General features: G+C 71.4%; 26 protein-coding genes and 2 pseudogenes. 19 read left to right on the top strand and 9 right to left on the bottom strand.

Features of this window, described 5'->3' with window-relative positions:
- The first annotated feature begins 1 nt into the window (after nt 1).
- The 8 genes from AC1QRC_RS13710 to AC1QRC_RS13675 all read left to right on the top strand — a co-directional run bounded on the left by AC1QRC_RS13710 (nt 2) and on the right by AC1QRC_RS13675 (nt 8,037).
- Nucleotides 2-598: an acyltransferase gene (locus tag AC1QRC_RS13710; protein ID WP_484203838.1), complete on the top strand. Its 597-nt coding sequence runs from the start codon at nt 2-4 to the stop codon at nt 596-598.
- Entirely contained in the window at nt 595-1,716 is a 1,122-nt protein-coding gene (locus AC1QRC_RS13705) for a DegT/DnrJ/EryC1/StrS family aminotransferase (protein ID WP_484203837.1), read from the top strand. The genes AC1QRC_RS13710 and AC1QRC_RS13705 overlap by 4 nt, the downstream gene beginning before the upstream one ends.
- On the top strand, nt 1,716-2,738 hold the full coding sequence (locus AC1QRC_RS13700) for a Gfo/Idh/MocA family protein (RefSeq protein WP_484203836.1): 1,023 nt from the start codon (nt 1,716-1,718) through the stop codon (nt 2,736-2,738). Before AC1QRC_RS13705 ends, AC1QRC_RS13700 begins: the two co-directional genes overlap by 1 nt.
- Nucleotides 2,735-3,913, top strand: a complete 1,179-nt coding sequence (locus AC1QRC_RS13695; protein ID WP_484203835.1) for a glycosyltransferase family 4 protein — start codon at nt 2,735-2,737, stop codon at nt 3,911-3,913. Before AC1QRC_RS13700 ends, AC1QRC_RS13695 begins: the two co-directional genes overlap by 4 nt.
- Before the next feature lie 7 nt (nt 3,914-3,920).
- On the top strand, nt 3,921-4,682 hold the full coding sequence (locus tag AC1QRC_RS13690) for a zinc metalloprotease (protein WP_484203834.1): 762 nt from the start codon (nt 3,921-3,923) through the stop codon (nt 4,680-4,682).
- On the top strand, nt 4,675-5,898 hold the full coding sequence (locus tag AC1QRC_RS13685; protein WP_484203833.1) for an MFS transporter: 1,224 nt from the start codon (nt 4,675-4,677) through the stop codon (nt 5,896-5,898). The genes AC1QRC_RS13690 and AC1QRC_RS13685 overlap by 8 nt, the downstream gene beginning before the upstream one ends.
- 372 nt (nt 5,899-6,270) lie before the next feature.
- Nucleotides 6,271-6,759 carry an Ltp family lipoprotein gene (locus tag AC1QRC_RS13680; RefSeq protein ID WP_484203832.1) on the top strand — a complete coding sequence of 163 codons (489 nt, stop codon included), beginning with the start codon at nt 6,271-6,273 and terminating at the stop codon, nt 6,757-6,759.
- Nucleotides 6,760-6,915: 156 nt separating this feature from the next.
- Entirely contained in the window at nt 6,916-8,037 is a 1,122-nt protein-coding gene (locus AC1QRC_RS13675; RefSeq protein WP_484203831.1) for a thermonuclease family protein, read from the top strand.
- Between the two features lie 134 nt (nt 8,038-8,171).
- Here the strand turns inward: AC1QRC_RS13675 and AC1QRC_RS13670 are convergent, their stop codons facing one another.
- Nucleotides 8,172-9,587, bottom strand: a complete 1,416-nt coding sequence (locus tag AC1QRC_RS13670; RefSeq protein WP_484203830.1) for a sugar porter family MFS transporter — start codon at nt 9,585-9,587, stop codon at nt 8,172-8,174.
- A 181-nt stretch (nt 9,588-9,768) separates the two neighbouring features.
- Between AC1QRC_RS13670 and AC1QRC_RS13665 the strand changes: the two genes are divergently transcribed.
- From AC1QRC_RS13665 to AC1QRC_RS13650, 4 genes are all read left to right on the top strand, one after another.
- Complete coding sequence (locus AC1QRC_RS13665) at nt 9,769-11,022, top strand: MFS transporter (RefSeq protein ID WP_484203829.1); 1,254 nt, start codon at nt 9,769-9,771, stop codon at nt 11,020-11,022.
- 66 nt (nt 11,023-11,088) lie between these two features.
- Nucleotides 11,089-11,451, top strand: a complete 363-nt coding sequence (locus AC1QRC_RS13660; RefSeq protein WP_484203828.1) for an MmcQ/YjbR family DNA-binding protein — start codon at nt 11,089-11,091, stop codon at nt 11,449-11,451.
- The gene (locus AC1QRC_RS13655; protein WP_484203827.1) at nt 11,448-12,023 is read left to right on the top strand and encodes a DnaJ family domain-containing protein; all 576 of its coding nucleotides are present in this window, start codon (nt 11,448-11,450) and stop codon (nt 12,021-12,023) included. Before AC1QRC_RS13660 ends, AC1QRC_RS13655 begins: the two co-directional genes overlap by 4 nt.
- 41 nt (nt 12,024-12,064) lie before the next feature.
- Entirely contained in the window at nt 12,065-13,924 is a 1,860-nt protein-coding gene (locus AC1QRC_RS13650; protein WP_484203826.1) for an ABC transporter ATP-binding protein, read from the top strand.
- Nucleotides 13,925-13,972: 48 nt separating this feature from the next.
- On the opposite strand, the gene AC1QRC_RS13645 is transcribed toward AC1QRC_RS13650, so the two are convergent.
- Nucleotides 13,973-14,146, bottom strand: coding sequence for a hypothetical protein (locus tag AC1QRC_RS13645; protein ID WP_484203825.1), 174 nt, complete (start codon nt 14,144-14,146; stop codon nt 13,973-13,975).
- On the opposite strand from AC1QRC_RS13645, the pseudogene AC1QRC_RS13640 reads away from it, so the two are divergent.
- From AC1QRC_RS13640 to AC1QRC_RS13625, 4 genes and pseudogenes are all read left to right on the top strand, one after another.
- Nucleotides 14,100-14,675, top strand: a pseudogene (locus tag AC1QRC_RS13640) (glycosyltransferase); the annotation flags it as partial. The gene AC1QRC_RS13645 and the pseudogene AC1QRC_RS13640 overlap by 47 nt on opposite strands.
- Nucleotides 14,611-15,330 (top strand): glycosyltransferase, encoded by a 720-nt coding sequence (locus AC1QRC_RS13635; protein WP_484203824.1) that lies wholly within the window; start codon nt 14,611-14,613, stop codon nt 15,328-15,330. The pseudogene AC1QRC_RS13640 and the gene AC1QRC_RS13635, both read left to right, overlap by 65 nt.
- Complete coding sequence (locus tag AC1QRC_RS13630) at nt 15,327-16,460, top strand: glycosyltransferase family protein (protein ID WP_484203823.1); 1,134 nt, start codon at nt 15,327-15,329, stop codon at nt 16,458-16,460. Before AC1QRC_RS13635 ends, AC1QRC_RS13630 begins: the two co-directional genes overlap by 4 nt.
- 50 nt (nt 16,461-16,510) lie before the next feature.
- Nucleotides 16,511-16,939: a DUF2255 family protein gene (locus tag AC1QRC_RS13625; RefSeq protein ID WP_484203822.1), complete on the top strand. Its 429-nt coding sequence runs from the start codon at nt 16,511-16,513 to the stop codon at nt 16,937-16,939.
- Between the two features lie 108 nt (nt 16,940-17,047).
- Here the strand turns inward: AC1QRC_RS13625 and AC1QRC_RS13620 are convergent, their stop codons facing one another.
- A complete protein-coding gene (locus AC1QRC_RS13620) occupies nt 17,048-17,602 on the bottom strand; it encodes an NUDIX domain-containing protein (protein ID WP_484203821.1) in 555 nt (184 codons plus the stop codon).
- 113 nt (nt 17,603-17,715) lie between these two features.
- On the opposite strand from AC1QRC_RS13620, the gene AC1QRC_RS13615 reads away from it, so the two are divergent.
- A complete protein-coding gene (locus AC1QRC_RS13615; protein ID WP_484206648.1) occupies nt 17,716-18,150 on the top strand; it encodes a pyridoxamine 5'-phosphate oxidase family protein in 435 nt (144 codons plus the stop codon).
- Here AC1QRC_RS13615 and AC1QRC_RS13610 read toward each other — a convergent pair.
- Together AC1QRC_RS13610 and AC1QRC_RS13605 are read right to left on the bottom strand one after the other, a co-directional pair.
- Entirely contained in the window at nt 18,108-18,374 is a 267-nt protein-coding gene (locus AC1QRC_RS13610) for a UDP-N-acetylglucosamine 2-epimerase (RefSeq protein WP_484203820.1), read from the bottom strand. The genes AC1QRC_RS13615 and AC1QRC_RS13610 overlap by 43 nt on opposite strands.
- A 22-nt stretch (nt 18,375-18,396) precedes the next feature.
- Entirely contained in the window at nt 18,397-19,077 is a 681-nt protein-coding gene (locus AC1QRC_RS13605) for a UDP-N-acetyl glucosamine 2-epimerase (protein ID WP_484203819.1), read from the bottom strand.
- Nucleotides 19,078-19,211: 134 nt separating this feature from the next.
- Here AC1QRC_RS13605 and AC1QRC_RS13600 point away from each other — a divergent pair, with 134 nt between their 5' ends.
- Both AC1QRC_RS13600 and AC1QRC_RS13595 read left to right on the top strand, forming a co-directional pair.
- Complete coding sequence (locus AC1QRC_RS13600; RefSeq protein WP_484206647.1) at nt 19,212-20,372, top strand: glycosyltransferase; 1,161 nt, start codon at nt 19,212-19,214, stop codon at nt 20,370-20,372.
- Nucleotides 20,317-20,937 (top strand): hypothetical protein, encoded by a 621-nt coding sequence (locus tag AC1QRC_RS13595; RefSeq protein WP_484203818.1) that lies wholly within the window; start codon nt 20,317-20,319, stop codon nt 20,935-20,937. The genes AC1QRC_RS13600 and AC1QRC_RS13595 overlap by 56 nt, the downstream gene beginning before the upstream one ends.
- A 623-nt stretch (nt 20,938-21,560) precedes the next feature.
- Here AC1QRC_RS13595 and AC1QRC_RS13590 read toward each other — a convergent pair.
- The 4 genes and pseudogenes from AC1QRC_RS13590 to AC1QRC_RS13575 form a co-directional block, all read right to left on the bottom strand.
- A pseudogene (locus tag AC1QRC_RS13590) lies at nt 21,561-21,803 on the bottom strand (magnesium chelatase); the annotation flags it as partial.
- A gap of 72 nt (nt 21,804-21,875) precedes the next feature.
- Nucleotides 21,876-22,163, bottom strand: coding sequence for a WhiB family transcriptional regulator (locus tag AC1QRC_RS13585; RefSeq protein WP_484203817.1), 288 nt, complete (start codon nt 22,161-22,163; stop codon nt 21,876-21,878).
- A 166-nt stretch (nt 22,164-22,329) separates the two neighbouring features.
- On the bottom strand, nt 22,330-22,644 hold the full coding sequence (locus AC1QRC_RS13580; RefSeq protein ID WP_484203816.1) for a hypothetical protein: 315 nt from the start codon (nt 22,642-22,644) through the stop codon (nt 22,330-22,332).
- 204 nt (nt 22,645-22,848) lie between these two features.
- Nucleotides 22,849-23,313, bottom strand: coding sequence for an ATP-grasp domain-containing protein (locus tag AC1QRC_RS13575; RefSeq protein ID WP_484203815.1), 465 nt, complete (start codon nt 23,311-23,313; stop codon nt 22,849-22,851).
- Nucleotides 23,314-23,444: the final 131 nt, after the last annotated feature.

Here is a 23,444-nt window from a genome sequence, read left to right as displayed (position 1 = left end):
GGTGGCGACGCGCATCGCGGACAGCGCCGATATCGACGACGGCGCCGAGATCGGCGACGGCAGCACCATCTGGCACCTGGCCCAGGTGCGATCGGGGGCCACGCTCGGCGAGCGGTGCATCATCGGTCGCGGAGCCTACGTCGGCCCCGGCGTGCGACTCGGTGACCACTGCAAGGTGCAGAACTATGCCCTGGTCTACGAGCCCGCCCAGTTGGGGGACGGGGTGTTCATCGGCCCCGCGGTGGTGCTGACGAACGACACCTTCCCCCGGGCGATCAACACCGACGGGTCCCTCAAGGACGCCTCCGACTGGGACGCCGTGGGCGTCAGCATCGGCAGGGGAGCCTCGATCGGTGCGCGCGCGGTCTGCGTCGCCCCCGTGACGATCGGGGCCTGGGCGACGGTCGCGGCCGGCGCGGTGGTGACCCGGGACGTCCCCGACCACGCGCTCGTGGTGGGGGTGCCAGCCCGCCAGATCGGCTGGGTCGGTGAGGCCGGTCAGCCCCTGGTCCAGGCTGCCGACGGACGGTTCACCTGCCCGGTCAACGGCACGACATACGAGCAGCACGGCGACACCATCCGGAAGGTGGAGGCATGAGTGACCTGGAGATGATCCCCGCGGCGAAGCCGATCATCGGGGACGAGGAGCGGGCCGCCGTCGACGCCGTGCTGCGCTCGGGCATGGTGGCGCAGGGGCCGCAGGTGACGGCGTTTGAGACCGAGTTCGCGGACGGCCTGGTGGGTGGCCGCACCTGCGTGGCGGTCAACTCGGGGACCTCGGGGCTGCACCTGGGGTTGCTGGCCGCCGGGATCGGGGCGGGCGATGAGGTCATCGTGCCGTCGTTCACCTTCGCGGCCACGGCCAACTCGGTGGCGCTGACCGGGGCGCGGCCGGTCTTCGCCGACATCAGCGAGGACACCTTCAACCTGGACCCGGAGTCCGTGCGTGCGGTCGTCACGGACGCCACGGCGGCGATCATGCCGGTGCACCTGTACGGGCACCCGGCGGACATGGCTGGGCTGTCGGCGGTGGCGGCCGAGGCTGGCGTCATGGTCTTCGAGGACGCGGCGCAGGCGCACGGCGCGCGCATCGACGGAGCGCCCGTAGGCTCGTTCGGCACGTTCGCGATGTTCAGCCTCTACCCGACGAAGAACATGACCTCCGGCGAGGGCGGGATGGTCGCCTGTGCCGACGAGGAGATCGCCCGGGGGGTGCGGTTGCTGCGCAACCAGGGGATGGAGACGCAGTACGCCAACGAGGTCGTCGGGTTGAACAACCGGATGACCGACGTGCACGCGGCCATCGGGCGGGTGCAGCTGGGCAAGGTCGGCGGATGGACGGCGACGCGGCGGGACAACGCCGCGTGGCTCGACGCGCACCTGGAGGGTGTGGTGACCCCGCCGGTGCGCCCCGGGTGTGAGCACGTCTACCACCAGTACACCGTGCGGCTGGCCGGTGCTTCTGCCGAGGAGCGGGACCGGGTGGTCGCCGCGCTGAAGGAGGAGCACAAGGTGGGTTGCGGCGTGTACTACCCGATCCCGAATCACGAGCTGGTCTCGCTGGCACGGTTCGCCCCGGCCGACCCGGACGCGCTGCCGGTGACGGCGCGGGCCGCGGCAGAGGTGATCAGCCTGCCGGTGCACCCCTCGCTGTCCGAGGCGGACCTGGAGCGGGTCGCGACGGCCGTGAACGCGGTCGTCAAGGCAGGTGCCTGATGGGGCAGGGGCCGGAGGACGCGGTGCTGCCGGAGGGCGAGCCGATCCGGATGGGCCTGATCGGCCTGGGGTCGATGGGCCGCCACCACGCCCGGGTGATCCGCGAGGTCGAGGGGATGGACCTGGTCGCCGTGGCGGACCCGCACGGGGACAAGCACGGCGTGGCCGGGTCGCTGGACGTGCTGCCCGACGTGGAGGCGCTGATCGCTGCGGGGATCGACGCGGCGATGGTGGCGGTGCCCACCTACCTGCACGAACCGGTCGCCCTGGCCCTGGCGGAGGCCGGGGTGCACGCGATGGTGGAGAAGCCCATCGCGGCGACGGTGGCTGAGGGGGAGCGCGTCGCGGAGGCGTTCGAGCGGGCGGGCCTGGTGGGGTGCGTGGGCTACGTCGAACGGTGCAACCCCGCGCTGTTGGCTATGCGGTCTCGCATCGAGGAGGGCGAGCTCGGCGAGGTCTACCAGATCACCACCTCGCGACAGGGGCCCTTCCCCGCGCGGATCGCCGACGTCGGCGTTGTCAAGGACCTGGCGACCCACGACGTCGACCTGACCGCGTGGATCGCCCAGTCCGAGTACGCCAGCGTCTCGGCCCAGGTGACGCACCGGTCCGGTCGGGAGCACGAGGACATGGTGGTGGCGACCGGTCGGCTGGCCAACGGCATCATCGTGAACCACGTGGTGAACTGGCTGTCGCCGGTCAAGATCCGGCAGGTCGTGGCGACGGGAGAGAAGGGTGCCTTCATCGCCGACATGCTCTCGGGTGACCTCACCTTCGTGGCCAACGGCGACGTGGCCACCGACTGGGACCGGGTCGCCGTCTTCCGTGGGGTCTCCGAGGGGGACTCCATCCGCTATGCCCTGGCCAAGCGGGAGCCGCTGCGCGTGGAGCAGGAGAACTTCCGCGACCGCCTCTGGGGGCGTCCCTCCGAGGCCGTCACCATGGCTGAGGGCGTGCACACCCTCAGCGTGATCGAGGCCATTCTGGCCTCCGCCGCCACCAGGACGACGATCGCGCTGTGACCCGGATAGCGCTCGTCACCCGGATCTTCACCCCCGAGGCGGCCGCGGCGACCTTCCGCCTAGTCGCGGTGGTGCGGTCCCTGGCAGCCCGGGGCGCCGAGGTCGACGTGCTCACGGCCGCCGCGCCGCCGGGTCGTTACGCCGGGGACGACCGGCAGCCGCCCGGGACCAGGGTGAGCCGCTGGCCGGTGCTGCGTGACGAGGCGGGGTACGTCAGGGGGTACCTGCCCTACCTGTCCTTCGACCTCCCGGCGGCGGCGCGCCTGCTCACCGCGCGACGCCCCGACGTGGTGCTCGTGGAGCCCCCACCCACCACCGGTGCCGTGGTCCGAGCCGTGACGGGTGTGCGCTCGGTGCTGTCGCGGCGCCGGCTGCCCTACGTCTACTACGCCGCCGACGTCTGGTCCGACGCCGCCGCGTCCACCGGGGCACCCGCCCCCGTCGTGGCCGCGGTCCGGGCCGTCGAGCGGTTCGCGCTGCGCGGTGCCCGGGACGTCATCGCTGTCTCGGACGGGGTCGCCGAGCGGGTGCGCGCCCTCGGCGGCCGACGGGTCCGCGTGATCCCCAACGGGATCGACACCGGCACCTTCACCCCGGACGGCCCCGTGCCGGCCGACGCTCCGACGACACCGTTCCTGGTGTATGCCGGCACCGCCTCGGAGTGGCAGGGCGCCGAGGTCTTCGCCCGGGCGATGCGCCACGTGGTCGCCGTGGTGCCCGGTGCGCGGCTGGTCTTCCTCGGGCAGGGCAGCTCCTGGCCGGCGCTGCGGCAGATCGCCGAGAGCCTCCCCGAGGGCACCATCGAGCTGCGCCCCCTCGTGCCACCCGAGGAGGCCGCCGCCTGGCAGCGTGCCGCCGCCGCCGCGCTTGTCAGCGTTCGGCCGGGGCTGGGCTATGACTTCGCGTACCCGACGAAGGTGATCGCGGCCCTGGCCTGCGGCACCCCCGTGGTCTACGCCGGTCCCGGCCCGGCGGCCCAGGACCTGACGGAGTCGGACTTGGGGGAGGCCACGGCATACGACGAGAAGGCGGTCGCCGCGGCGATGGTGCGCGTGCTGCGGTCCGGACGTGACACTGCGGCCGCGGCCCGGCGGGTCGCGTGGGTCCAGCAGCACCGGTCCCTGGCCGCCACCGGTGACCGGGCCGCCGACGTCGTCCTGGCCCCGGGCGGATAATCGGGGTATGACCTTCCCTGACCAGCCGCCTCCCGGCTGGGCGCCCGAGCCACCGCGCCGGCGCAGGTCCGGGGGGACGGTCGTGGGGATGCTCCTGCTGTTCGCCCTGGTCGGCGTCCTGGTGCTCAACCCGTTCCTGGTGTCGGACGCGCTGCAACGGGTCGGCCTCGGCGGCGACAACCGGCTGCGTCCGGCCCCCGAGACCTCGACGTCCGCCACGTCATACGAGTTCGTCAGCACGCAGCCCCGGGGAGGGGTGCCGGTCAGCTACAGCCCCTGCCGGGAGATCGAGGTGGCGATCAACCCCGAGGGGGCGCCGGAGGACCACGAGGAGTTGGTGCGGGCCGCGGTCCGGGAGACGGGGGACGCGACGGGCTTCCAGTTCCGGCTGATCGGCACGACGAGCGACCGGGCGACCGGGATCCGGGAGGCTGACCGCCCGGTCCTGGTCATGTGGGCCACGGAGGAGGAAGTGCCCGAGCTGGAGGGCGAGATCGCCGGGATCGGGGGCAGCACGGTGCAGGAGTCGCGGGCGGGCTTTCGGCAGTTCGTCTCCGGCGTCGTCGTGCTCGACATCGACTCCTTCGACGGGATCCGCAACGCGGATGTGCGGCAGGCGATCGTGCTCCACGAGTTCGGCCACCTGGTCGGGCTCGACCACGTCGACGACGAGAGTCAGTTGATGCACGCCCACGGCGCCCGCAACCTCACCTACGGCAGCGGCGACCTGGCCGGGCTGGCCGAGCTCGGGAACGTGGACTGTGGCTGAGCCCACGCCCCGGCCGGGGGTGCCCGCGCGCCGCGCCGTGCTCGCCGCGGTCGCGGTGGTGCTGCTCGCGGTCAACCTGCGGCCGGCGGCCTCCTCGATCGGGCCGGTCCTGTCCGAGATCCAGGCCGGGTTGGGGATGGGCCAGACGTCGGCCGGGGTGCTGGGCGCCCTCCCGGGCTTCGGGTTCGCGGTCTTCGGTGCCCTGGCGGTCACGCTGGCCATCCGGGCCGGGCTGAACTCGGCCATCGCCGTGGGGGCTCTCGCGACGGCAGTCGGACTGATCGCCCGTGCGCTCGTGGGCGACGTCGCGGTGTTCTTGGTGTTGTCCCTGCTGGCGTTCGCAGGGGTGGCGATCGGCAACGTCCTCGTGCCGGCCTTCATCAAGCGGCACTTCCCGCACCGGCTGCCGCTGATGACCTCCGTCTACTCCACGGGGCTCGCGCTGGGCGCCACCATCCCGGTCGCGCTGGCCGTCCCGCTGGCGGGGACGTTGCCGGGGCACTGGCGCGGCAGCATCGGGATTTGGGGTGTCACGGCGGCCCTCGCCGCGGTGCCCTGGGTGGTGCTGGCGGTCGTGGAACGGCGCAGGACGCTGCCCTCCCAGCGTGCCGTGGTGGGTTCCATGTGGGCGATGGCCAGGTCCCGCAAGGCCTGCGCCCTGGCGCTCTTCTTCGGCGTCCAGTCCTCCCAGGCCTACATCCAGTTCGCCTTCATCGCCCAGATCTACCGCGACAGCGGGCTGGCCCCGACGGTGGCTGGGGTGCTGGGAGCCACGATCGCCGCCTTCGGCATCCCGACCGGGCTCCTGATGCCGTGGCTCGTCGGGCGCTATACCGACCTGAGGGTGCTCGTCGTGGCCCTCGGTGCGCTGCTCAGTGCCGGCTACCTGGGTCTGTGGCTCGCCCCCATGACCCTGCCGTGGTTGTGGGCCGTCTTCCTCGGCATGTCCGGTGCGGCCTTTCCGCTGGCGATCGCCCTGATCACGATCCACACCCGGGACCCGCGCGTCACGACCCGCGTCTCGGGCTTCACCCAGTCGATGGGCTACCTGATGGCGGCCGCCGGCCCGTTCCTGGTCGGCTGGCTGTTCGATGTCGCGGGCGGCTGGGAGCTGCCCCTCGCGGTGCTCGTGCTGGCGGGCGTCGTGATGGCCGGGTCGGGGCTCGTCGCGGCAGGTCCCGGCTATGTCGACGACGAATTGTCGCCGCAGGGCTAGCGTAAGGAATGGTTACGTAATACTCTGTACCAAGTAAAGTTCGATGGCGAGCGGGTCCCTCAATGAGGGTCTTGACGACGCCAGCGGTTCGCCACCCGTCCGATCACCGGGGGACTCTTTGCCGTGCCTTGCTGCTCGGGTCCTCCTTGCCCAGAAAGTCTGCCCGCCATGACGTCGATCTCCTCCGAAGACTTCCCGCAGCCCGAGTCGCCCCAGGCGCCCCCGCATCCTCGGCGCCTCCGCCGTCGCCTCGTGCAGGGTGCCGCCGGGGCTGCGCTGTTCTTCGCTGGCGTTGCCATCGGGTCCGCCGGGTCCGAGGCGCCCGACGGTGGTGTTCCGGCCGCTGCGGCCCCAACTCACTCTGAGAGCACAGTGACCGTCACCGCTGACCCCGAAGTCGTCGAGACCGAGACCGTCGTCACGGAGACCGTGACCACGACGGCGACGGCTACCGAGACGGTCGAGGTCGAGATCGAGGTGGCAGCCCCGGCCGTTGCCGAGACGGACGCCTCGTCGGAGGACGTCGCGGCCGCGGAACCCGCCTCGGCCGCAGCCTCCGGCGAGTCGGGCACGACGGTGTCGCAGCAGAATGCCATCCGGTCCGCCGAGTCCTACCTGTCCTTCAGCGCCTTCTCCAAGAGCGGGCTGGTGGACCAACTCGAGTTCGAGGGCTACCCCAGGGCAGACGCGGAGTACGCCGTCAATCACATCGACGTGGACTGGATGGAGCAGGCTGCCAAGTCGGCCGAGTCCTACCTGGAGTTCATGGCGTTCTCGCGGCAGGGTTTGATCGACCAACTCATCTTCGAGGGGTTCACCCAGGAGCAGGCTGTCCACGGCGTCGACTCCGTGGGCCTCTGATCGCTCTTTGTCCGAGCTGGCCCCGGATGGGGTGACCTGTCAAAACGGGTGCCGCAGCCCTCGTTTGACAGGTCACCCCAGCATGGGCGGTCGGCATCCCGCTCCGAGAGGGCGCTCGAGGCGGATCCGCTTCTTCAGCACTAGGAAGGCAGCCGTATGGGACTGATGGTCAAGATCGCGTTGGGTCTCGCGGGGACCGTTGCAGTCGTCGGCGGGTCACAGTTATTGCAGCCGACCCCGGGTCCCGAGGCGGGGGCGAGCGTCACTGCCACGATCACGCGCACTGTCGATGGCGACACGGTGGATGTGCGCCTCGCAGGAGAAGACGCACGGGTGCGACTGCTCAATGTCGACGCCCCTGAGAGCGTCGACCCAAGTCGGCCGGTCGAGTGCCTGGGGACCGCGGCCGCCCACTTCCTCGAGGAGCGATTGCCGCCTGGGACTGAAGTGACGCTGACGTTCGATCGGGAACTCAGGGATCGTTACGGCCGGTTGTTGGCGGGTGTGTACGCCGAGGATGTTCTCGTCAACGCGGAGCTCGCCAGACACGGACTCGGCATTCCGCTGAAGATAGCCCCCAACGAACGGTTCTATGCGGAAGTCGCGTCGGCACATGAGGAGGCCAAAGCGCAAGCGGTGGGCCTGTACGACGTTGAGGTGGACTGCTCGATTCCCGCGCAACTCTCAGCCGCCTCGGAATCGCTGGCGTCCTTGTCCGCCGTCCCCATAGACGATGCTTCTGTCGAGGAGGCGGAGGCTCAGTTAGACGCGATAGACAAGGCACTCCTTTCTCTCGCGGCGCTAGGGTTGATTCTGGAGGGTGATGCAAACCTCGTGCCGCTTGGTGGCTACTCAGCAATGGACTTGAGCAGCATGAAGCAGGAGGTCGGGAGGCAGGAGGATTCGCTGCGCGAATTGCGTGAACAGTGGGATACACAGCTCGAAGCTGCCCGTGAGGCCCAGGAGCAGGCGCAGCGGGAGGCCGAGGAGCGGGCGCAGCGGGAGGCCGAGGAGCAGGCGCAGCGGGAGGCCGAGGAGCAGGCGCAGCGAGAGGCCGAGGAACGGGCGCAGCGAGAGGCCGAGGAACGGGCGCAGCGTGAAACTTCACCTCCGGCATCGTCGCCAACCCCCGCTCCCGAGCCGCCACGCTCGGAGCCCGCGCTGCCTGGCGCGGGCTACACGGGGTGTCGGGCCTACATCGGAGGCCCCTACTTTGACGACAAGGGTCGGCGCTACACACCGATCGACTGCGTCACGAAGGTGCCACTGGTGCCATAGGCCTCCGGCGTCGCAACCCGGGTGTCTCGAAGGGGTGACCTGTCAAAGCGGGTGCCGTAGCCCGCCTTTGACAGGTCACCCTCGCTCGCGGAGAGGGGCGGGCGGCGGGATGGAGGGCGGCGCGCCAGGGGCGGCTACATGTCCTCCAGCTGGCGTCCCTTGGTCTCCGGCACGAACTTGAGCACGAAGACCAGCGAGAGGAACGCGAACAGCGTGTAGAAGCCGTAGGCGAAGCCCAGGCCGACATCGGCCATCGCGGGGAAGCTGGTGGAGATGGCGAAGTTGGCCAGCCACTGGGCGGCGGCCGCGAGTCCGAGGGCGGTCCCACGGATCTTGTTGTTGAACATCTCGCCCAGGAGCACCCAGACGGCCGGGCCCCACGACATACCGAAGAAGACGACGAACAGGTTCGCGGCGATGAGGGCGATCACGCCCTGGGTGTCGCCGAGCATCGGCTCCAGACCTTCGTCGCCCTGGACGAGCGGGGCGGTCGCGAAGATGTAGGCCAGCGTCCCGAGGGTGAGGAACATCCCGACCGAGCCGATGGTCAGCAGCCGGCGCCGGCCGATCTTGTCGATCAGCGAGATCGCCACGAGGGTGACGACGATGTTGGTCACCGAGGTGATCACGGTCTGCGTCAACGCGTCGGACTCGGTGAAGCCGACGGACTGCCACAGCGTCGAGGAGTAGTAGAAGATCACGTTGATCCCGACGAACTGCTGGAAGACCGACAGCGCGATCCCGATCCACACGATGGGCAGCAGTCCGCGGCCGTTGGGGTTGACCAGGTCGCGGAAGGAGGACCTGGCGTCCCGCTTCACGGTGCGGGTGATCTCGGCGATGCGTTCGTCGATCCCGGTCTTGAGCACCTCGCCCAGGACGGAGCGGGCGCGGGCCAGGTCGCCGCGGGCCACCAGGAAGCGCGGGGACTCGGGGATGGTCAGGGCCATCACCCCGTAGACGACCGCGGGGACGACCTCGGCCAGGAACATCCACCGCCAGGCCTCCAACCCGAACCACAACTCCTGCGCGGCGCCCCCGGCCAGTGCCGCCAGCCAGGCGTCGGACAGGAGCGCGACGAAGATGCCGGTCACGATGGCCAGTTGTTGCAGTGATCCGAGGCGCCCGCGGATGGACGCCGGGGAGATCTCGGCGATGTAGGCCGGGGCGATCACCGACGCGGCGCCCACGCCGAGGCCGCCGAGCACCCGCCATCCGATCAGGTCCGCCGGCCCGAAGGCGAGGCCGGAGCCGACCGAACTGATGAAGAAGAGGATGGCGGCGATCACCATCACCCGGGTGCGCCCGATCCGGTCCGCGAGGCGACCGGCCAGGTAGGCACCGGCGACGCAGCCCAGCAGGGCGGAGGACACCACGAACCCGGTGAGGCCCGAGCCCATCTCGAACTGCCCCCGCACCGCTGTGACCGTCCCGTTGATCACGGCGGTATCGAAGCCGAAGAGGAAACCGCCGAGGGCCGCGACGGCGGCGAGCATGAGGGCCCGACCTGTCGCGTACTGCTCCGCGGTGGACGACTGGGGTGCGGCCATGGCAGGTATCCCTTCGGGACAGGGGCCCTCGGCTGTGAGGGGTGCCAGACTGCCTACCACGGAACGCGATCCGCGGCCAGTGCACGCGCAGGGAATACCGGGACTCGCGGCAGTATTGCTCCTGTGCCGGCCGCGGACAGGGACGTCGGGCCACACCACGTCCCCAGCAGGAGTCACCCGGATGACCGCCGCCCCGCCCCAGCACCCCACCGCGACACACCCCGATCCCGCCCCGCCGACGGCGCCCGCACCGCACGACGCGACCGCGCGGGCGCACCTCGCGCTGGTCACGACGGCCCTGGTGGTGGGTGGGTTCGCGATCGGGACCACCGAGTTCGTCACCATGGGTCTGTTGCCGCAGATCGCGGCGGGCGTGGACGTCACCATCCCCACCGCCGGGCACGCGATCTCGGCGTATGCCGTGGGCGTGGTCCTCGGCACGCCCGTCGTCGCCGTGCTCGGGGCCAGACTGCCGCGTCGCGGCCTGGCCCTGGCGCTGATGGGGGTCTTCCTGCTCGGCAACGTGGCCAGTGCCCTGGCGACGAACTACGAACTGCTCGTGCTGGCCAGGTTCCTCGCCGGGGTGCCCCACGGGGCGTTCTTCGGGGTCGCCGCCCTCATCGTCTCCGCCCTCGCCGCCCCGGGGCAGAAGGGGCGCGCCGTCAGCCGGGTGATGCTCGGCATACCGATCGCCAACATGGTCGGGGTGCCGGCAGCCACCTGGCTCGGGCAGACCATGGGGTGGCGCGCCGCCTACTGGTTCGTGGCCGCCGTGGCGGTCCTGACGGTCGCACTGGTCGCCCGCTGGGTCCCGCCGACCCCTGGGGACACTACCGCGAGCGGGCGGCGCGAGCTGGCGGCGTTCCGCCGGGCGCAGGTCTGGTTGACCCTGGCGATCGGGGCTGTCGGCTTCGGCGGGATGTTCGCGATGTACTCCTACATCGCCCCGACGGTCACCGAGGTCACCGGCCTGGGGGGCTCCGCCGTGCCGTGGTTCCTCCTGGTCTTCGGCATCGGCGGGGCGGTCGGGTCGCTCCTCGGGGGGTGGCTGGCCGACTGGTCCGTGCTGCGCGGCCTGGTCATCGCGCTTTCGGCCACGGGTCTGCTCCTGGCGGCGTTCACCGTGACCTCGCAGTGGGCGCTGCCGGCCCTGCTCACCGTCTTCGCGGTCTCGGTCGCCGCCTCGGTGCTGGTCATCGTGCTGCAACTGCGCCTGATGCAGGTCGCGGGCGACGCCGAGACCATCGGGGCGGCGAGCAACCACGCTGCGCTCAACTTCGCCAACGCCCTCGGTGCCTGGCTCGGTGGCGTGGTGATCCACGCAGGGTGGGGCTACCAGGCGGCGAGCTGGGTGGGAGTCGCTCTGTCGGCGGCTGGACTCCTCGTCCTCGGTATGTCGATCTGGCTGCACCGCAGGAGCGTCCCCGCCCGCTGAGGCCCCGGGTGCCGTCGTCATTGGCCCCGGTTACCCTGGAGAGGGAGGGACGGCAGGAGGTCGACGATGGCACGCGACGCGGTCCGGGACCACGCGCTCTCCCTGCCCGGCGCCTGGCCGGACGAGCCCTGGGAGGGTGACCGGGTCGCCAAGGTCGGCCCGGCGGGGGCGGGCAAGATCTTCTGCTTCCTGGGCCGCACCGCCATCGGCGTGAAGTGCGCGCCCACCCGTGAGGAGGCCGACGAGTGGCTGGAGCGCTACCCCGAGGACGCCTCCGTGATGGCCTACATCGGCCGGTCGGGGTGGAATTCGCTGGCCCGCGGTGGCGCGATCCCGGACGATGAACTGATCGAGGCCATCGAGGAGTCCTACCGGCTGGTCGTCAGCCGGTTGCCGACCAAGCACCGACCCGAGGGGTGGGACCGATGAGCGGAGAGGACGGCCGCGTCCCCGACCAGGCCGCGGGCGGTGGCACGCCGCCGCGGCCCCGGATGGACCTGCAGAAGATCGAGACCTGGGTGGACCAGGCCATCCAGCAGGCGCAGCGCAACGGGGACTTCGATGACCTGCCCGGCGCGGGCAAGCCACTGGAGAGGATCGAGCGGGCAGGCAACGATCCCGACTGGTGGGTCAAGGGGTTGATCGAGCGGGAGAAGCTGGACCTGACCGGTGCTCTGCCCACCGGGCTGGCGCTGCGCCGGGAACGCGCCACACTCCCCGAGGCGCTGGTGGAGCTGTCGGAGGAGGCCGCCGTCAGGGCCCGGCTCGAGGACTTCAACGAGCGGGTGCTCGCCGACCGCCGCAAGCCCTACTTCGGCCCCGGGTCGCCCGTCGTCGTCGGCCGGGTCGACATCGAGGAGATGGTGCAGGCCTGGCGGCAGGCCCGGGCCCGGCACGAGGACCAGGACACCGGGGAAGCCGACACCGTGACCGTGGAGGACACGGCACCGCCACGCCGTCGGTGGTGGCAGCGGGCCGGGAAGGACCGGCCGCGGCGATAGGCTGACGCCCGACAGCACCCGGGCAGCCTGAGGAGGAGTGGATGGTCGCTCTGTGGCGCACCGTCCGGTCCCTGCTCACCGTCCTCCCGGCCGGCACCCGCCGGTTCATCTCGACCTTCGCGGTGCTGCAGAGCATGCTGGCGATCCTGGACGTCCTCGCGCTGGGTCTGCTCGCGATGATCATGGCGCCGATGCTCACCGGCAACGAGTTCCAGGTCCCGGTGATCGGGGTGACGCTCAGCGAGCCGTCCCAGTTCCGCAACGTCCTGATCCTGGTCGGGCTGCTGATCATCAGCAAGAGCGTGTTGGCCATCGGCCTGCAGTGGTGGGCCACCCGGCGCTTCGCGCGCTTCGAGCAGGTGCTGGGGGCACAACTGCTGGAGACCACCTTCCGGGCGCCCTGGACTGAGCGGCTCACCCGCAACTCCACCGAGATCGTCCGGGCCACCGACGTCGGGGTCGGTGCCACGGTGGCCGGCGTGCTCATCCCGTTCTGCCAGTTGTCGGGGGAGCTGTTCACCTTCATCGCCGTGCTCGGCGTGCTCCTCGTGGCCCAGCCGTTCCTGGCCACGGCCACGATCGTCTATTTCGGCCTCGTCGGCGCCGTGCTCTATCTGTGGGTGCTGCGCAAGGCGGTCCAGGCGGGCCAGGACAACCGCAACTACTCCACCCGGGCCGTGCGGCTGGTCAGCGAGATGGTGCACTCGCTGAAGGAGATCACGCTGCGCAACAAGTCCGGTGAGGTGGCCGAGGTGGTCCTCTCGGTCCGCAAGCGGGCCTCCCAGGCCCGGGCCAACCAGTCCTTCCTCGGGGCCATCCCGCGCTACGTGCTCGAGGCCGCGTTGATCGGCGGGCTCGGGATCGGCGCCACCATCGGCTACCTCCAGGCGGTCGCCGCTGACGAGGACGGCGTCAGCGGTGCCCTGGCGGCCGTGGCCCTCTTCGGCGTCGCAGGCTTCCGCATCGTGCCCTCCCTGACCCGCTTCCAGACGATCATGGCCCAGACCGGGGCGAACATGCCGTTCGCCGACCAGGTGCTCGCCGAGATCGACCGGGGACGCGGCTACGTCGCCGCGGACCAGGCGGCCGGGGCCCGCGACCTGCCGGACGGGGCCCACACCCTGCGGTTGGACCGGGTGACGTTCAGCTACCCCGGCAGCGAGGTCCCCGCGGTGCGGGACGTCAGCCTGGAACTACCCTTCGGTCAGACCCTGGCCCTGGTCGGGGCGTCCGGGTCGGGCAAGTCGACGTTGGTGGACCTCATCCTGGGCCTGCTCGAACCCTCGGACGGGCAGGTCCTGGTGGGGGAGACCCCGCTGCCGCAGGTGCTCCTCGGGTGGCGCAGCAAGGTCGGCTACGTGCCCCAGGAGGTGTCGCTGTTCGACGCCTCGGTGGCCCGCAACGTGGCGCTCACCTGGAAAGACTCGGAGGTCGACGAGGACCGGGTCCGGCGCGCGCTGGCCAGGGCCCAGCTCCTCGACGTCATCGAGTCCCGGCCCGGGGGCATCCACGGCAAGGTCGGGGAGCGCGGCCTGAGCCTGTCCGGTGGGCAGAAGCAGCGCCTCGGGGTCGCCCGCGCGCTCTACACCGACCCCGTCGTGCTGGTGATGGACGAGGCCACCTCGGCCCTGGACACCAGCACCGAGGCGGCAGTCACCTCGGCCATCCGCGAGCTGGCCGGGGAGGTCAGCGTCATCGTGGTCGCCCACCGGCTGGCCACCATCCGGCACAGCGAGCAGGTGTGCTTCATGCGCGACGGCCGGCTCATCGCGCACGGGAGCTTCGATGAGGTCGTGGCCGCCGAGCCGGACTTCGCCACCCAGGCCGCCCTGGCCGGACTGACCCCGGGGCAGGAGCGCGCCGCGGTGGACGCCGCCGCCGGAGAGGAAGCCCGTGACTGAGCACCTGCCGCAGGTCGACGGCCGCCCGCCGCGGATCGCCCTGCTGGTCTACAACGACGCGCACGCCGACGCCCGGGTGATCAAGACCGCCTCGTCGCTGCGCTCGGCCGGCGCCGAGGTGCGGATCTTCGCCGTGGCGCGCGCCCGCGCCGGGTATGCCGAGGGGCCGGACACCGTGGGCGAGGGCATCGCGGTGCACCGCGCCCCGGAGTTCGAGCTCATCCGGTACGCCCCCTGGGCGGTCGACCTCGCCCGGAAGGTGCTCGGGCGCCAGACCCCCGTCGCGCGAGGGGCGCCGCCGGGCAGACCTGCGCCCGGGACCACCGACCAGGCGCCCACCCGTGCGGAGCCGGCTGTCGACATACCGACCCTGCCCGCCCGACCCACCGCCAAGGACCGGCTCCTCGTGGCGGCCAACGACGTGTGGCTGCGGACCTTCCGCACCGCCAACCTCGGGCTCTACTGGCTCGAGGCCGCGCGGGAGGCGATCGCCTGGCGGCCGGACGCGGTGCACGCCAACGACGGCAACACGCTGGCCCCCGCCTGGTGGATCTCCGCCCGCACCGAGGCCCGGGTCGTCTACGACGCGCACGAGCTGTGGCGGCATCGCAACGTGCGGCAGGACCGTCCCGTCGCGCCCCTGGTCGAGACCGCCATCGAGTCGACGGTGATCCGCCGGGCGGCCGGTGTCATCACGGTCAGCCCCTCGATCGTGGACTGGTACCGCGCCGCCTACCGGCTCCCCGAGGCCCCGACGCTGGTGCGCAACATCCCTAGCGGAGCCGGCGGCCCGGTCGACCCGGCCCGGGGACGGCTGCGCCAGCTCGCGGGGCTGCGCCCCGGACACCCAGGTCGTCGCCTACGGGGGCCGGATCACCACCTCACGGGGCATCGAGGAGACGCTGGAGGCGCTGGCCCTGCTGCCGGAGCGGGTGCACTTTGTGCTGCTCGGCTATGGCGAGCCGGACTACCTGGCCGTGCTGCAGGAGCGGATCGGGCGGCTCGGGCTCGGGGAGCGGGTGCACTTCGTCGGCAAGGTCGCGCCCGCGGAGGTTGCGACCGCACTGGCCGACGCCGACCTGTCGGTGGTCTACGTCCGGCCGGTCTGCCTGTCGTATGAGTTCAGCCTGCCCAACAAGCTGTTCGAGTCCATCCACGGCGGGCTGCCCATCGCGGCCGCGGACCTGCCCGACACGGCAGCGATCGTGCGCGAGCACGGCGTCGGCGAGATCTTCGACGCGCAGAGCCCGGCCGACATGGCCGCGACGATGAGCACGATCCTGGCCGACCCGGAGCGCTACCGGGCCGCGGCGCGGCAGGCTGCCACCGTGCTCACCTGGGAGCACGAGGAGGCAGAGCTGCTGGCACTCTACGGCCGGGTGCTGGCCGGGGCGGGTCGCCGATGAGCGAGCGCCGCAGCCTGCTGATCATCAGCCTGAGCCGGCTCGTGGCCGACGCCCGGGTGCTGCGCCAGATCCGCCTGTTCGCCGACCGGTATGCCGTCACGACCGTCGGCTACGGGCCCGCCCCCGAGGGCGTGGTCGAGCACATCCAGGTGCCCGACGACATCATCGCCTGGCACACCGACCGACGGTTGCTGATCCTGCGGCGGTACCAATCGGCATACGACACCGCCCCCGTGATCCGGCACCTCACGCCACGGCTTGAGCCCGGCCGGTGGGACGTGGTCCTGGCCAACGACGTCGATTCGGTGCCGCTGGCGGTGACGTTGCGCCCGCCCGCCGGGGTGCACGCGGACCTGCACGAGTACGCCTCCCGGCAGAACGAGGAGTCCTGGCGCTGGCGCTGGTTCGTCGCGCCCTACCGGCGCTGGATGGTGCGCACCTGGGTGACCCGGGCCGCGTCGGTCACGACGGTGGGGGAAAGACTGGCGCAGGAGTACCGGCGGGAGTTCGGCGTCGACGCCGGCGTGGTGATCAACGCCGCCCCGTATGCCGACCGCTCGCCCACGCCCGTCGGTGAGCCGCTGCGGCTGGTCCACTCCGGCGCGGCCCGGCGCAACCGGAGCCTCGGGGTGATGCTCGACGCGGTGCGCCTGACGACGCGGCCGGTGACGCTGGACCTGTATGTCGTGCCGAACGACCCGGGCTACCTCGCCGAGCTGAAGGAGCAGGCGGCGGACCTGCCGCAGGTGCGGTTCAACGAGCCGGTCACGCCGGGGGAGCTGGTCGAGCGGCTCGGGCGCTGCGACGTCGGGGTGTTCGTGCTGCCGCCGCTGACCTTCAACTACCTCAACACGCTGCCCAACAAGTTCTTCGACTACGTGCAGGCCCGGCTCGGCATCATCGTGGGGCCCAGCCCGGAGATGGCGGCGCTGGTGGGCGAGCACGACCTCGGTGTGGTCACGCCCGACTTCACCGCGGAGGCGCTGGCCAAGGCGCTGGACGGGCTGACGTCCGAGCAGGTCGCGTCGTTCAAGGCGGCGAGCCATACGATCGCCCGCGACTACTCCGCCGAGCAGCAGGTGTTGGGCTGGGCGCGCGCCGTCGATGCGCTGGCGGCCCGGCTCGGCTGACCAGGTCCCGCAGCGGGAATAGCTGCGCTGCGCGATCTCCTTGGAACGGTATGAGCTTCGAGGATGCCGTGGACCTGCTGGACCGCACCGAGGTCGTCGCGATCGTCACCACCCGTGCCAGCGGCGGGGCCGTGGCGACGCCCATCTGGGCGATGGTGGTCGACGGCGTGCCCTACCTGCGATCGGCCTTTGGCGAGGACTCGTGGTGGTACCGGCACGTGCTGGCCGGTCGCCCGGTGGCCTTCGCCGCGGGCGACGGGGCCGTGGCCGAGCGGGATCGCGAGGCTGCCCTGGCGCTGCCCCGCGAACCGGTCGCGACGACTCACGTCGCCGAGGATGACGCGGTGCAGCAGCGGATCGACGAGGAGCTGCTGCGCAAGTATGCCGGCGCACCCCAGGAGTCGATCGATTCGATGCTGAGCCAGGAGGCGTTGGCCTGCACGCTGCGCGTCGACCGCCCGGTCAGCGGCTCAGCCTGACCTACCTGGTGTCGAGGACACCACTGGTAGCCGGTCTGGCGCACTCATATCCGCGGTGACGACGGTGACGAGCGGGCCACACCGGGCACGAGTGGCGCCACCGACGCGCTAGGTCCCCGACAGTAGGCCCATCGCGTGTGCGTGGAGCACCGCGCCCTCGTGCATCGGATCGTGCCCGTGCAGAAAGGCCGCCGCGTCCAACGGCGCAAGGGCCTGGACCTCGACGACCTGCTCCCCGTCGTCCGGATTGGTCGGGGGGCCGGCGAGGCGGACCGGCGCCACGGCATACGCCCAGTGGGAGACCGGGTGGGGCAGGTGGGACCTGAACGGCTCGGCCGCCCTGCGCTCAGCGACGTGCGCGGAGAAGCGACGGGGCTCGCCGAGCAACTCGGCACCGGCCTCTTCCATGAGTTCCCGCTCGGCCAACTCCTGCAACGACTCCCCGGGCTCCCGGGTCCCACCCGGGAGGAACCGCCACCCCACGTCGCTGCGGCACACCACGACGTCCCCCGCGTCGGTGACAGCGACGATGTGCAGCCGGGCCACGAGGTCCTCTGGCCCTGCCCCGGTGGCGTAGCGGACGCGACTGTCGGCGTAGTCGACGTCGATCGGGCGGAACAGCTCGGGGAACCGTGCGTGCCAGGGGTCTCGGTCGTGTGGCATCACGGCGTGAGTGTAGGCAGCCGGGTGCCGGATTCGGGACCTTGGGCCCTACGCAGCGGACGCGCAGAGCGGTGTACTCGAGGTACCGACGGACAGGAAGGCCGGTGAGCACGATGGACACGGAGACCACGGTCCGGCAGATGAGCGCGGACGAGTGCTGGAGGCGGCTGCGCGAGGCGGCCTACGGCAGGCTGGCCGTCGTCGTGGAGGGCGGGCCGGAGATCTTCCCGGTGAACCACGTGGTGGACCGGGGGACCCTGGTCTTCCGCACCGCGAAGGGGACCAAGCTGGACGGCGCCGTGGGGGAGTACGTGGCCTACGAGATCGACGGCCGGGACGGCGACACCGCCTGGAGCGTCGTGGTCAAGGGGCCCGGCCACGGAGATCCGGGACTTCTACGACTCGATCGAGGTGCTCGACCTCGGCATCACGCCCTGGCAGCAGGGCAACAAGCCCCGGTTCGTGCGGATCGAGCCGGAGGAGACCACGGGACGGGCCTTCCGGGTCACCACCTGAGCAGTGCGTCGAGCACGGCCGCGGCGGCATGACCGTCCCCGTAGGGGGCCGCGTCGGTGGCCGCGGGTGCGGGGCGGGTCGCGGCCGCGGCCAGGTCGGGGCCGGGCTCGACCAGGACGTTCCAGCCCAGGTCGACCGTCTCCACCCACTCGGTCTCGGTGCGCACCGTGGTGCACGGGGTGCGCAGCACGAACGCCTCCTTCTGCAGCCCGCCGGAGTCGGTGATCACGCCACGGGCGCGGGCGACCGCGCCCACGAGCGACGGATAGGCCAGCGGGTCACGGGTGGTCAGCGACCCGCCGTCCAGGTCCAGTCCCTGCTCGCGCCGCCTTGGCCCGCAGGCGCGGGTGCGCCAACAGCACGACCGGGTGGTCCACCACCTGCAGCGCCGCGACGATCGCGCGCAACCGGTCGGGGTCGTCGGTGTTCTCCGCGCGGTGGATCGTGGCCACGGAGAACCCGCCGGACGGCATACCCAGGTCCTGCAGCACCGCGTCGTCGTCGGTGAGGTGGTCGCGGACCTTCAGGAGCACGTCGACCATGACGTCGCCCACGACGACGGTGCGCGCGGCCAGCCCCTCGTCGGCCAGGTGACCCGCGGCCACCTCCGTGGGTGCGAGCAGCAGGTCGGCCGCATGGTCGGTGAGCACCCGGTTGTGCTCCTCCGGCATCCGCCGGTTGAAGCTGCGCAGGCCCGCCTCCAGGTGAGCGACGGGCAGGTGCAGTTTCACCGCCGACAACGCGCCGGCCAGGGTGGAGTTGGTGTCGCCGTAGACCAGCACCCAGTCCGGGGCGTGCTCCTCCAGCACGGCGTCCATCGCCGACAGGATCGCCCCGGTCTGCACGCCGTGCCCGCCGGATCCCACGCCCAGGTGGACGTCGGGGTCGGGGATCCCGAGGTCGGCGAAGAACACGTCGGACAGCATGGGGTCGTAGTGCTGCCCGGTGTGCACGATCACGTGCTCCACACTCCCGGGCCCGGCACTCGTCGGCCACGGGGGCCAGCTTCACGAACTGCGGGCGGGCGCCGACGACACTGAGGATCTTCACGCGGGTCAGCGTAGAGGGCCGTTAGGTTGGGCGGGTGCCCACCATGGTCTTCCACGCCCCCTACCCGCTCGGCGAGCGCGCCGGATCCGGCTCGGGCGTGCGACCGGTGAAGATGCACCAGGCCTTCCGCGACCTGGGATATGACGTCATCGAGATCACCGGGTACGGGGCGCAGCGCCGTCGGGCCGTGCGGGAGCTCGCCGGGCGCCTCAAGGACGGACTAGCCGTGGACTTCGCCTACGGCGAGAACTCCACGATGCCGACGGTGCTCACCGAGTCCCACCACCTGCCCACCCACCCCCTGGTCGACCTGCGCCTGCTGCGCCTGTGCCGGCGACACGGCATACCGACCGGGATGTTCTATCGCGACGTCTACTGGCGGTTCCCGGAGTACCTGGAGCGGGTCAACCGGGTCGTCGCCCTGGGCACGCGGTCGCTCTACCACGCCGAGCTGGTCGCCTACCGTGCGCTGGACCGGGTCTACCTGCCGTCGTTGCAGATTGCGGACTACGTGCCGCACCTGCGGCGCGAGCAGGCGGCGGCACTGCCGCCCGGCGGGGCGATCGTGGATGCGCCGTCCACCTCGACCGAGCTGACCGTGCTCTACGTGGGCAACCTCAGCTCCTACTACCGGATGCAGCCGATGGTGCGTGCGGTGGCGCAGACGCCGGGGGTGCGGATGCTGCTGTGCACGCCGCCGGAGGCCTGGGAGGCGATGCGTGGGGAGTACGCGACCCTGCTCGGCGACCGGGTCGAGGTGGTGCACCGGCGCGGCGAGGGGCTGCGGGAATTGTTCGAGCGCTCCGACGTGTGCTCGCTGGTCGTGGAGCCCTCGGAGTACCGCGACTTCGCCTCACCGGTGAAGCTGTACGAGTACCTCGGTTACGGCAAGCCGGTGCTGGCCAGCGCCGGGACGCTGGCCGCCGAGACCGTCGCCGGAGCGGGACTCGGCTGGTCCGTGCCGTATGACGAGGAGCAGGTCCGCGCGCTGCTCACCCGGTTGCGGGAGGACCGGGAGGAGGTCGCGGCCGACGACGGAGCGGGTGCTGGCGGCCCGGCACGAGCACACCTGGGAGGCCCGGGCCCGGCAGGTGGCTGCCGACCTGGGCCGCCTCGACCGGCGCGGGACCGTAGGGGCGGGGCACGCCGTGACCCGCGAGGAGCGCGAGGCCTGGACCTACGTGGTGACCGACATCGAGGCTGACGGACCCTGGCCCGGACCGAACTCGATGCGCTCCTTCGCCTCCGTCGCGATCTCGCTGGACGGCACCGACCATGGCAGCTTCGAGGCCGTCCTCGAGCCGCTGCCGGGTGCCAGTGCGAGTCCCAAGACGCTGGAGTGGTTCGCCTCCTTCCCCGAGGCGTGGGCGGCTGCCACGACCGACCCCGAGCCGGTGCCGGCGGTGCTGGAGCGGTATGTGGCATGGGTGCGGGCCCTGCCGCACCCACGGATGTTCGCCGCGTCCCCGCTGGCCTTCGACGCAGCTTGGATCGACTACTACCTGCGGCGGTTCACCCGCTACGGCATCACCCAGGGGCCCTACGAGGAGGACCCGCTGTTCGACGGCCCCGGCCTGTGCATCCGCAGCTACGCCGCTGGCGTCAGCGGCACCTCCATCACCGAGATGCACACCCACCACATCCCGCCCGAGTGGTTCGGGGACGTCGAGCACACGCACCGGGCTATCGACGACGCCCGGGGCTACGCCAACCTGCTGCTGGAGATGTCGCGGCAGGCGGAAGCCGGACGCGGCCCGGGCGCAGGCTGACGGCGGGTTGGCGCGGGCGACGCGACTGCCCCCCCAGCCACACCGGCGATGGAACCGCATGCGATCCCGTGACCGGGGCGACCGACGCGCACCCTCGGACGACACGGCCGGCACGGTACGGCAGACGGGATCACCGCTAGTTGCTCAGACCTTGCTCAGGCTTGCCCCTCGGCGAGCACTTCGAGCGCGGCTCGCAGGTCCACGACGCGCGCCACCGAATCGGCCTCGCCCCGGAAGGCGCCCGGCTGCTGGTCCACGGCCGTCGGGATCGCAGGAGCCGGTCCCGCTGGAATCAAGGCAAGGCAGGAAGGCCGAGTCCCCCTACTTGGTCCTGCGCTCTCCGGGGTCCCAGTGCGGTGGTCTGACTTCTACTTGATCCGCACCATCGGGGGTGGGAAAGAAGAACCGCTCGCCTGGTTGACGCCGGGCCCAATCCAGCATCTCTGCCAATGTCCCGAACCGTGATATGTACCGGTGTTCGTCCTGCCAAATGGCGTTGACCGGACCATGGCGATGCTGTGTGACGAAGACGCTTCCGTATCCTGGCCGCGGTACCTCAGCTGACTTGGATCTGTCGCGTTCGCCACGTGCATCGCCGGGGAGCCTCATTTCGCCGTCCACGCATCGCCCAACTCGGCCGCGCGGCCGCGAGACCAGCGGGTGATTGGGTCGTAGGGGTGCTCGCCCAGCAGCACGATGTCGTGGCCGGCGAGGAGGGCGCGCTCGAACTGGGGCAGCACGGTGTCGGAGAACCCGTGCAGGCCCGGCCACGGATCCGTCCCCGCGCGGAGGGCGGCGAGCAGGTTCTCCCGGATCTCCTCGCGCACCGATCGCTGGGTGTGGCCGGACGCTCTCAACTCGCCCACGGTCCGGGCGCTGGTGGGGACGAGGGGGACTGGACGGTCACCCTGCCAACCTACGTCTGGTGCGACGACGGATCATGCGGCCCGGGGGTCCTTGCGTGGCCGGCCGCGGCCCCGCTTGTAGGGCACGATGCGGCCGCGCTCGACCAGCTGCCCGCCCCACACACCCCAGGGCTCGGCAGTCTCGAGCGCCGTCTGCAGGCACAGCTCCTGCAGGGGGCACCCTGAGCACAGCGCCTTGGCCCGTTCCACGTCCTGGGGCGTCTGCCCGAAGAACAGGTCGGGCTCGGTGCGGCAGGCCAGGGCGCGTGAGTCCCTGGCGGCATACGCGAGTTCGTTGGCGTCCGGGTTGCTGATCGACACGTGCGGCTCCCTTTCCGGCTGACCCCAGCCTGGCCGCCTAAGGCAGTCGCACACATCAGGAGAATGACCTAGATCCTGGGCACTTCCTTCTCCTACCTCAGTAGGGGCTGCCCCCGACTTCGGTAGGTTGCGCGCGCGGCCCTCCAGGTGCGGTCCGCCAGCCCGATCAGGCGGCGGTGGAGGGAAACTCCTGGTCGGCGACCCGCTTCAGGTAGCGGGCCAGGGCCCGGGGTGCCGAGCGCGGAGCGATGGCTTCGACGGCCGCGTTGTAGTTGGTGTTGGTGTTGACGTCGTAGGTCAGCAGCCGACCGTCGGCGGACTCGATGAACTCGATCCCGCACACCTCGATGCCGGTGCGCCGGGCGAAGTCCAGGTAGCGCTCGATGATCGGGTGGTCGAAGCCCTCGCGCAGGCTGAACAGCTGCTGGTCCGGCTCCGGGGCGATGGTGGCACCGGGTGGCATGATCGGCGCGCCCGTCACCGGGTCGATGGCGCAGGCATCGGCGGGGCAGAGCTGGAAGCCGCCGCGCGCAGTGTCGGCGTCGATGGCGTAGATGAACTCGCCGCCGACGATCTCGACCCGGGTGATCTTCGGCTCGGCCGCCTGCGACGTACTCCTGGACCAGGGTGATGCCGTCCTGGGGCACCTCGAACTCCGTTGAGTGCACGTAGTCCGGCCAGCTCGTCAGCCGACGTCGAACCGGCGCACGCCCAGGCCCTTGCCGCCCTGGTTGTGCTTGGTGATGAACGGGGTGGGGAACCCCTGTGCGGCCTGGAGCACCCGGTCGCGGCCGATCGCCGCCACGGTCCGCGGCGTCTCGATCCCCGCGGCGCGCAGCGCGGTGAGCTGGTCGACCTTGCTCATCTCCAGCTCCAGGACACGCCGCCCGTTGACGGTGCGCCGTCCGTGAGCCTCGAGCCAGGACAGCACGGCCCGCGTGTAGTCCTTGGACAGGTTGTGGTCCCTCGTGTGTGCCGAGGCGCTGATCCGGGACCAGAAGATCCCTTCCGGCGGGGCCTGGCCCAGGTCGAGCGTGCCCTCGGTGAGCAGCCACTCCTCGACCTCGACGCCTTCGGCGGCGAAGGCCCGGGCGAACGGCGGGAACCACTCCGGGTTCTCGTGCAGGGCGTAGATGCGCGGAGAGCTCATGTGGGGGCAAGCCGTCGGCGGCCCCGGTTGTTCCCGCCCCCACACCCCGACCGAGAGCGCCACCTGGCGGCTCCAGACCCCGACCGAGAGCGCCACCTGGTGGAAGCACGGCATAGGTCCGGCGGGACGAC

This window comes from Ornithinicoccus sp. (assembly GCF_057176825.1).
Note: the sequence above shows the minus strand (reverse complement) of the source record. Positions and strands in the feature narration are given on the sequence as shown.

What these genes read in the sequence shown, in the direction of transcription:
- AC1QRC_RS13705 (WP_484203837.1), top strand. Translation starts at nt 595, where the DNA reads ATGAGTGACCTGGAGATGATCCCCGCGGCGAAGCCGATCATCGGGGAC.
- AC1QRC_RS13650 (WP_484203826.1), top strand. Translation starts at nt 12,065, where the DNA reads ATGGTCGCTCTGTGGCGCACCGTCCGGTCCCTGCTCACCGTCCTCCCG.
- AC1QRC_RS13645 (WP_484203825.1), bottom strand. Translation starts at nt 14,146, where the DNA reads ATGAGCTCGAACTCCGGGGCGCGGTGCACCGCGATGCCCTCGCCCACG.
- AC1QRC_RS13700 (WP_484203836.1), top strand. Translation starts at nt 1,716, where the DNA reads ATGGGGCAGGGGCCGGAGGACGCGGTGCTGCCGGAGGGCGAGCCGATC.
- AC1QRC_RS13615 (WP_484206648.1), top strand. Translation starts at nt 17,716, where the DNA reads ATGGACACGGAGACCACGGTCCGGCAGATGAGCGCGGACGAGTGCTGG.
- AC1QRC_RS13655 (WP_484203827.1), top strand. Translation starts at nt 11,448, where the DNA reads ATGAGCGGAGAGGACGGCCGCGTCCCCGACCAGGCCGCGGGCGGTGGC.
- AC1QRC_RS13660 (WP_484203828.1), top strand. Translation starts at nt 11,089, where the DNA reads ATGGCACGCGACGCGGTCCGGGACCACGCGCTCTCCCTGCCCGGCGCC.
- AC1QRC_RS13675 (WP_484203831.1), top strand. Translation starts at nt 6,916, where the DNA reads ATGGGACTGATGGTCAAGATCGCGTTGGGTCTCGCGGGGACCGTTGCA.
- AC1QRC_RS13625 (WP_484203822.1), top strand. Translation starts at nt 16,511, where the DNA reads ATGAGCTTCGAGGATGCCGTGGACCTGCTGGACCGCACCGAGGTCGTC.
- AC1QRC_RS13670 (WP_484203830.1), bottom strand. Translation starts at nt 9,587, where the DNA reads ATGGCCGCACCCCAGTCGTCCACCGCGGAGCAGTACGCGACAGGTCGG.
- AC1QRC_RS13575 (WP_484203815.1), bottom strand. Translation starts at nt 23,313, where the DNA reads ATGAGCTCTCCGCGCATCTACGCCCTGCACGAGAACCCGGAGTGGTTC.
- AC1QRC_RS13630 (WP_484203823.1), top strand. Translation starts at nt 15,327, where the DNA reads ATGAGCGAGCGCCGCAGCCTGCTGATCATCAGCCTGAGCCGGCTCGTG.
- AC1QRC_RS13600 (WP_484206647.1), top strand. Translation starts at nt 19,212, where the DNA reads ATGGTCTTCCACGCCCCCTACCCGCTCGGCGAGCGCGCCGGATCCGGC.
- AC1QRC_RS13665 (WP_484203829.1), top strand. Translation starts at nt 9,769, where the DNA reads ATGACCGCCGCCCCGCCCCAGCACCCCACCGCGACACACCCCGATCCC.
- AC1QRC_RS13620 (WP_484203821.1), bottom strand. Translation starts at nt 17,602, where the DNA reads ATGCCACACGACCGAGACCCCTGGCACGCACGGTTCCCCGAGCTGTTC.
- AC1QRC_RS13690 (WP_484203834.1), top strand. Translation starts at nt 3,921, where the DNA reads ATGACCTTCCCTGACCAGCCGCCTCCCGGCTGGGCGCCCGAGCCACCG.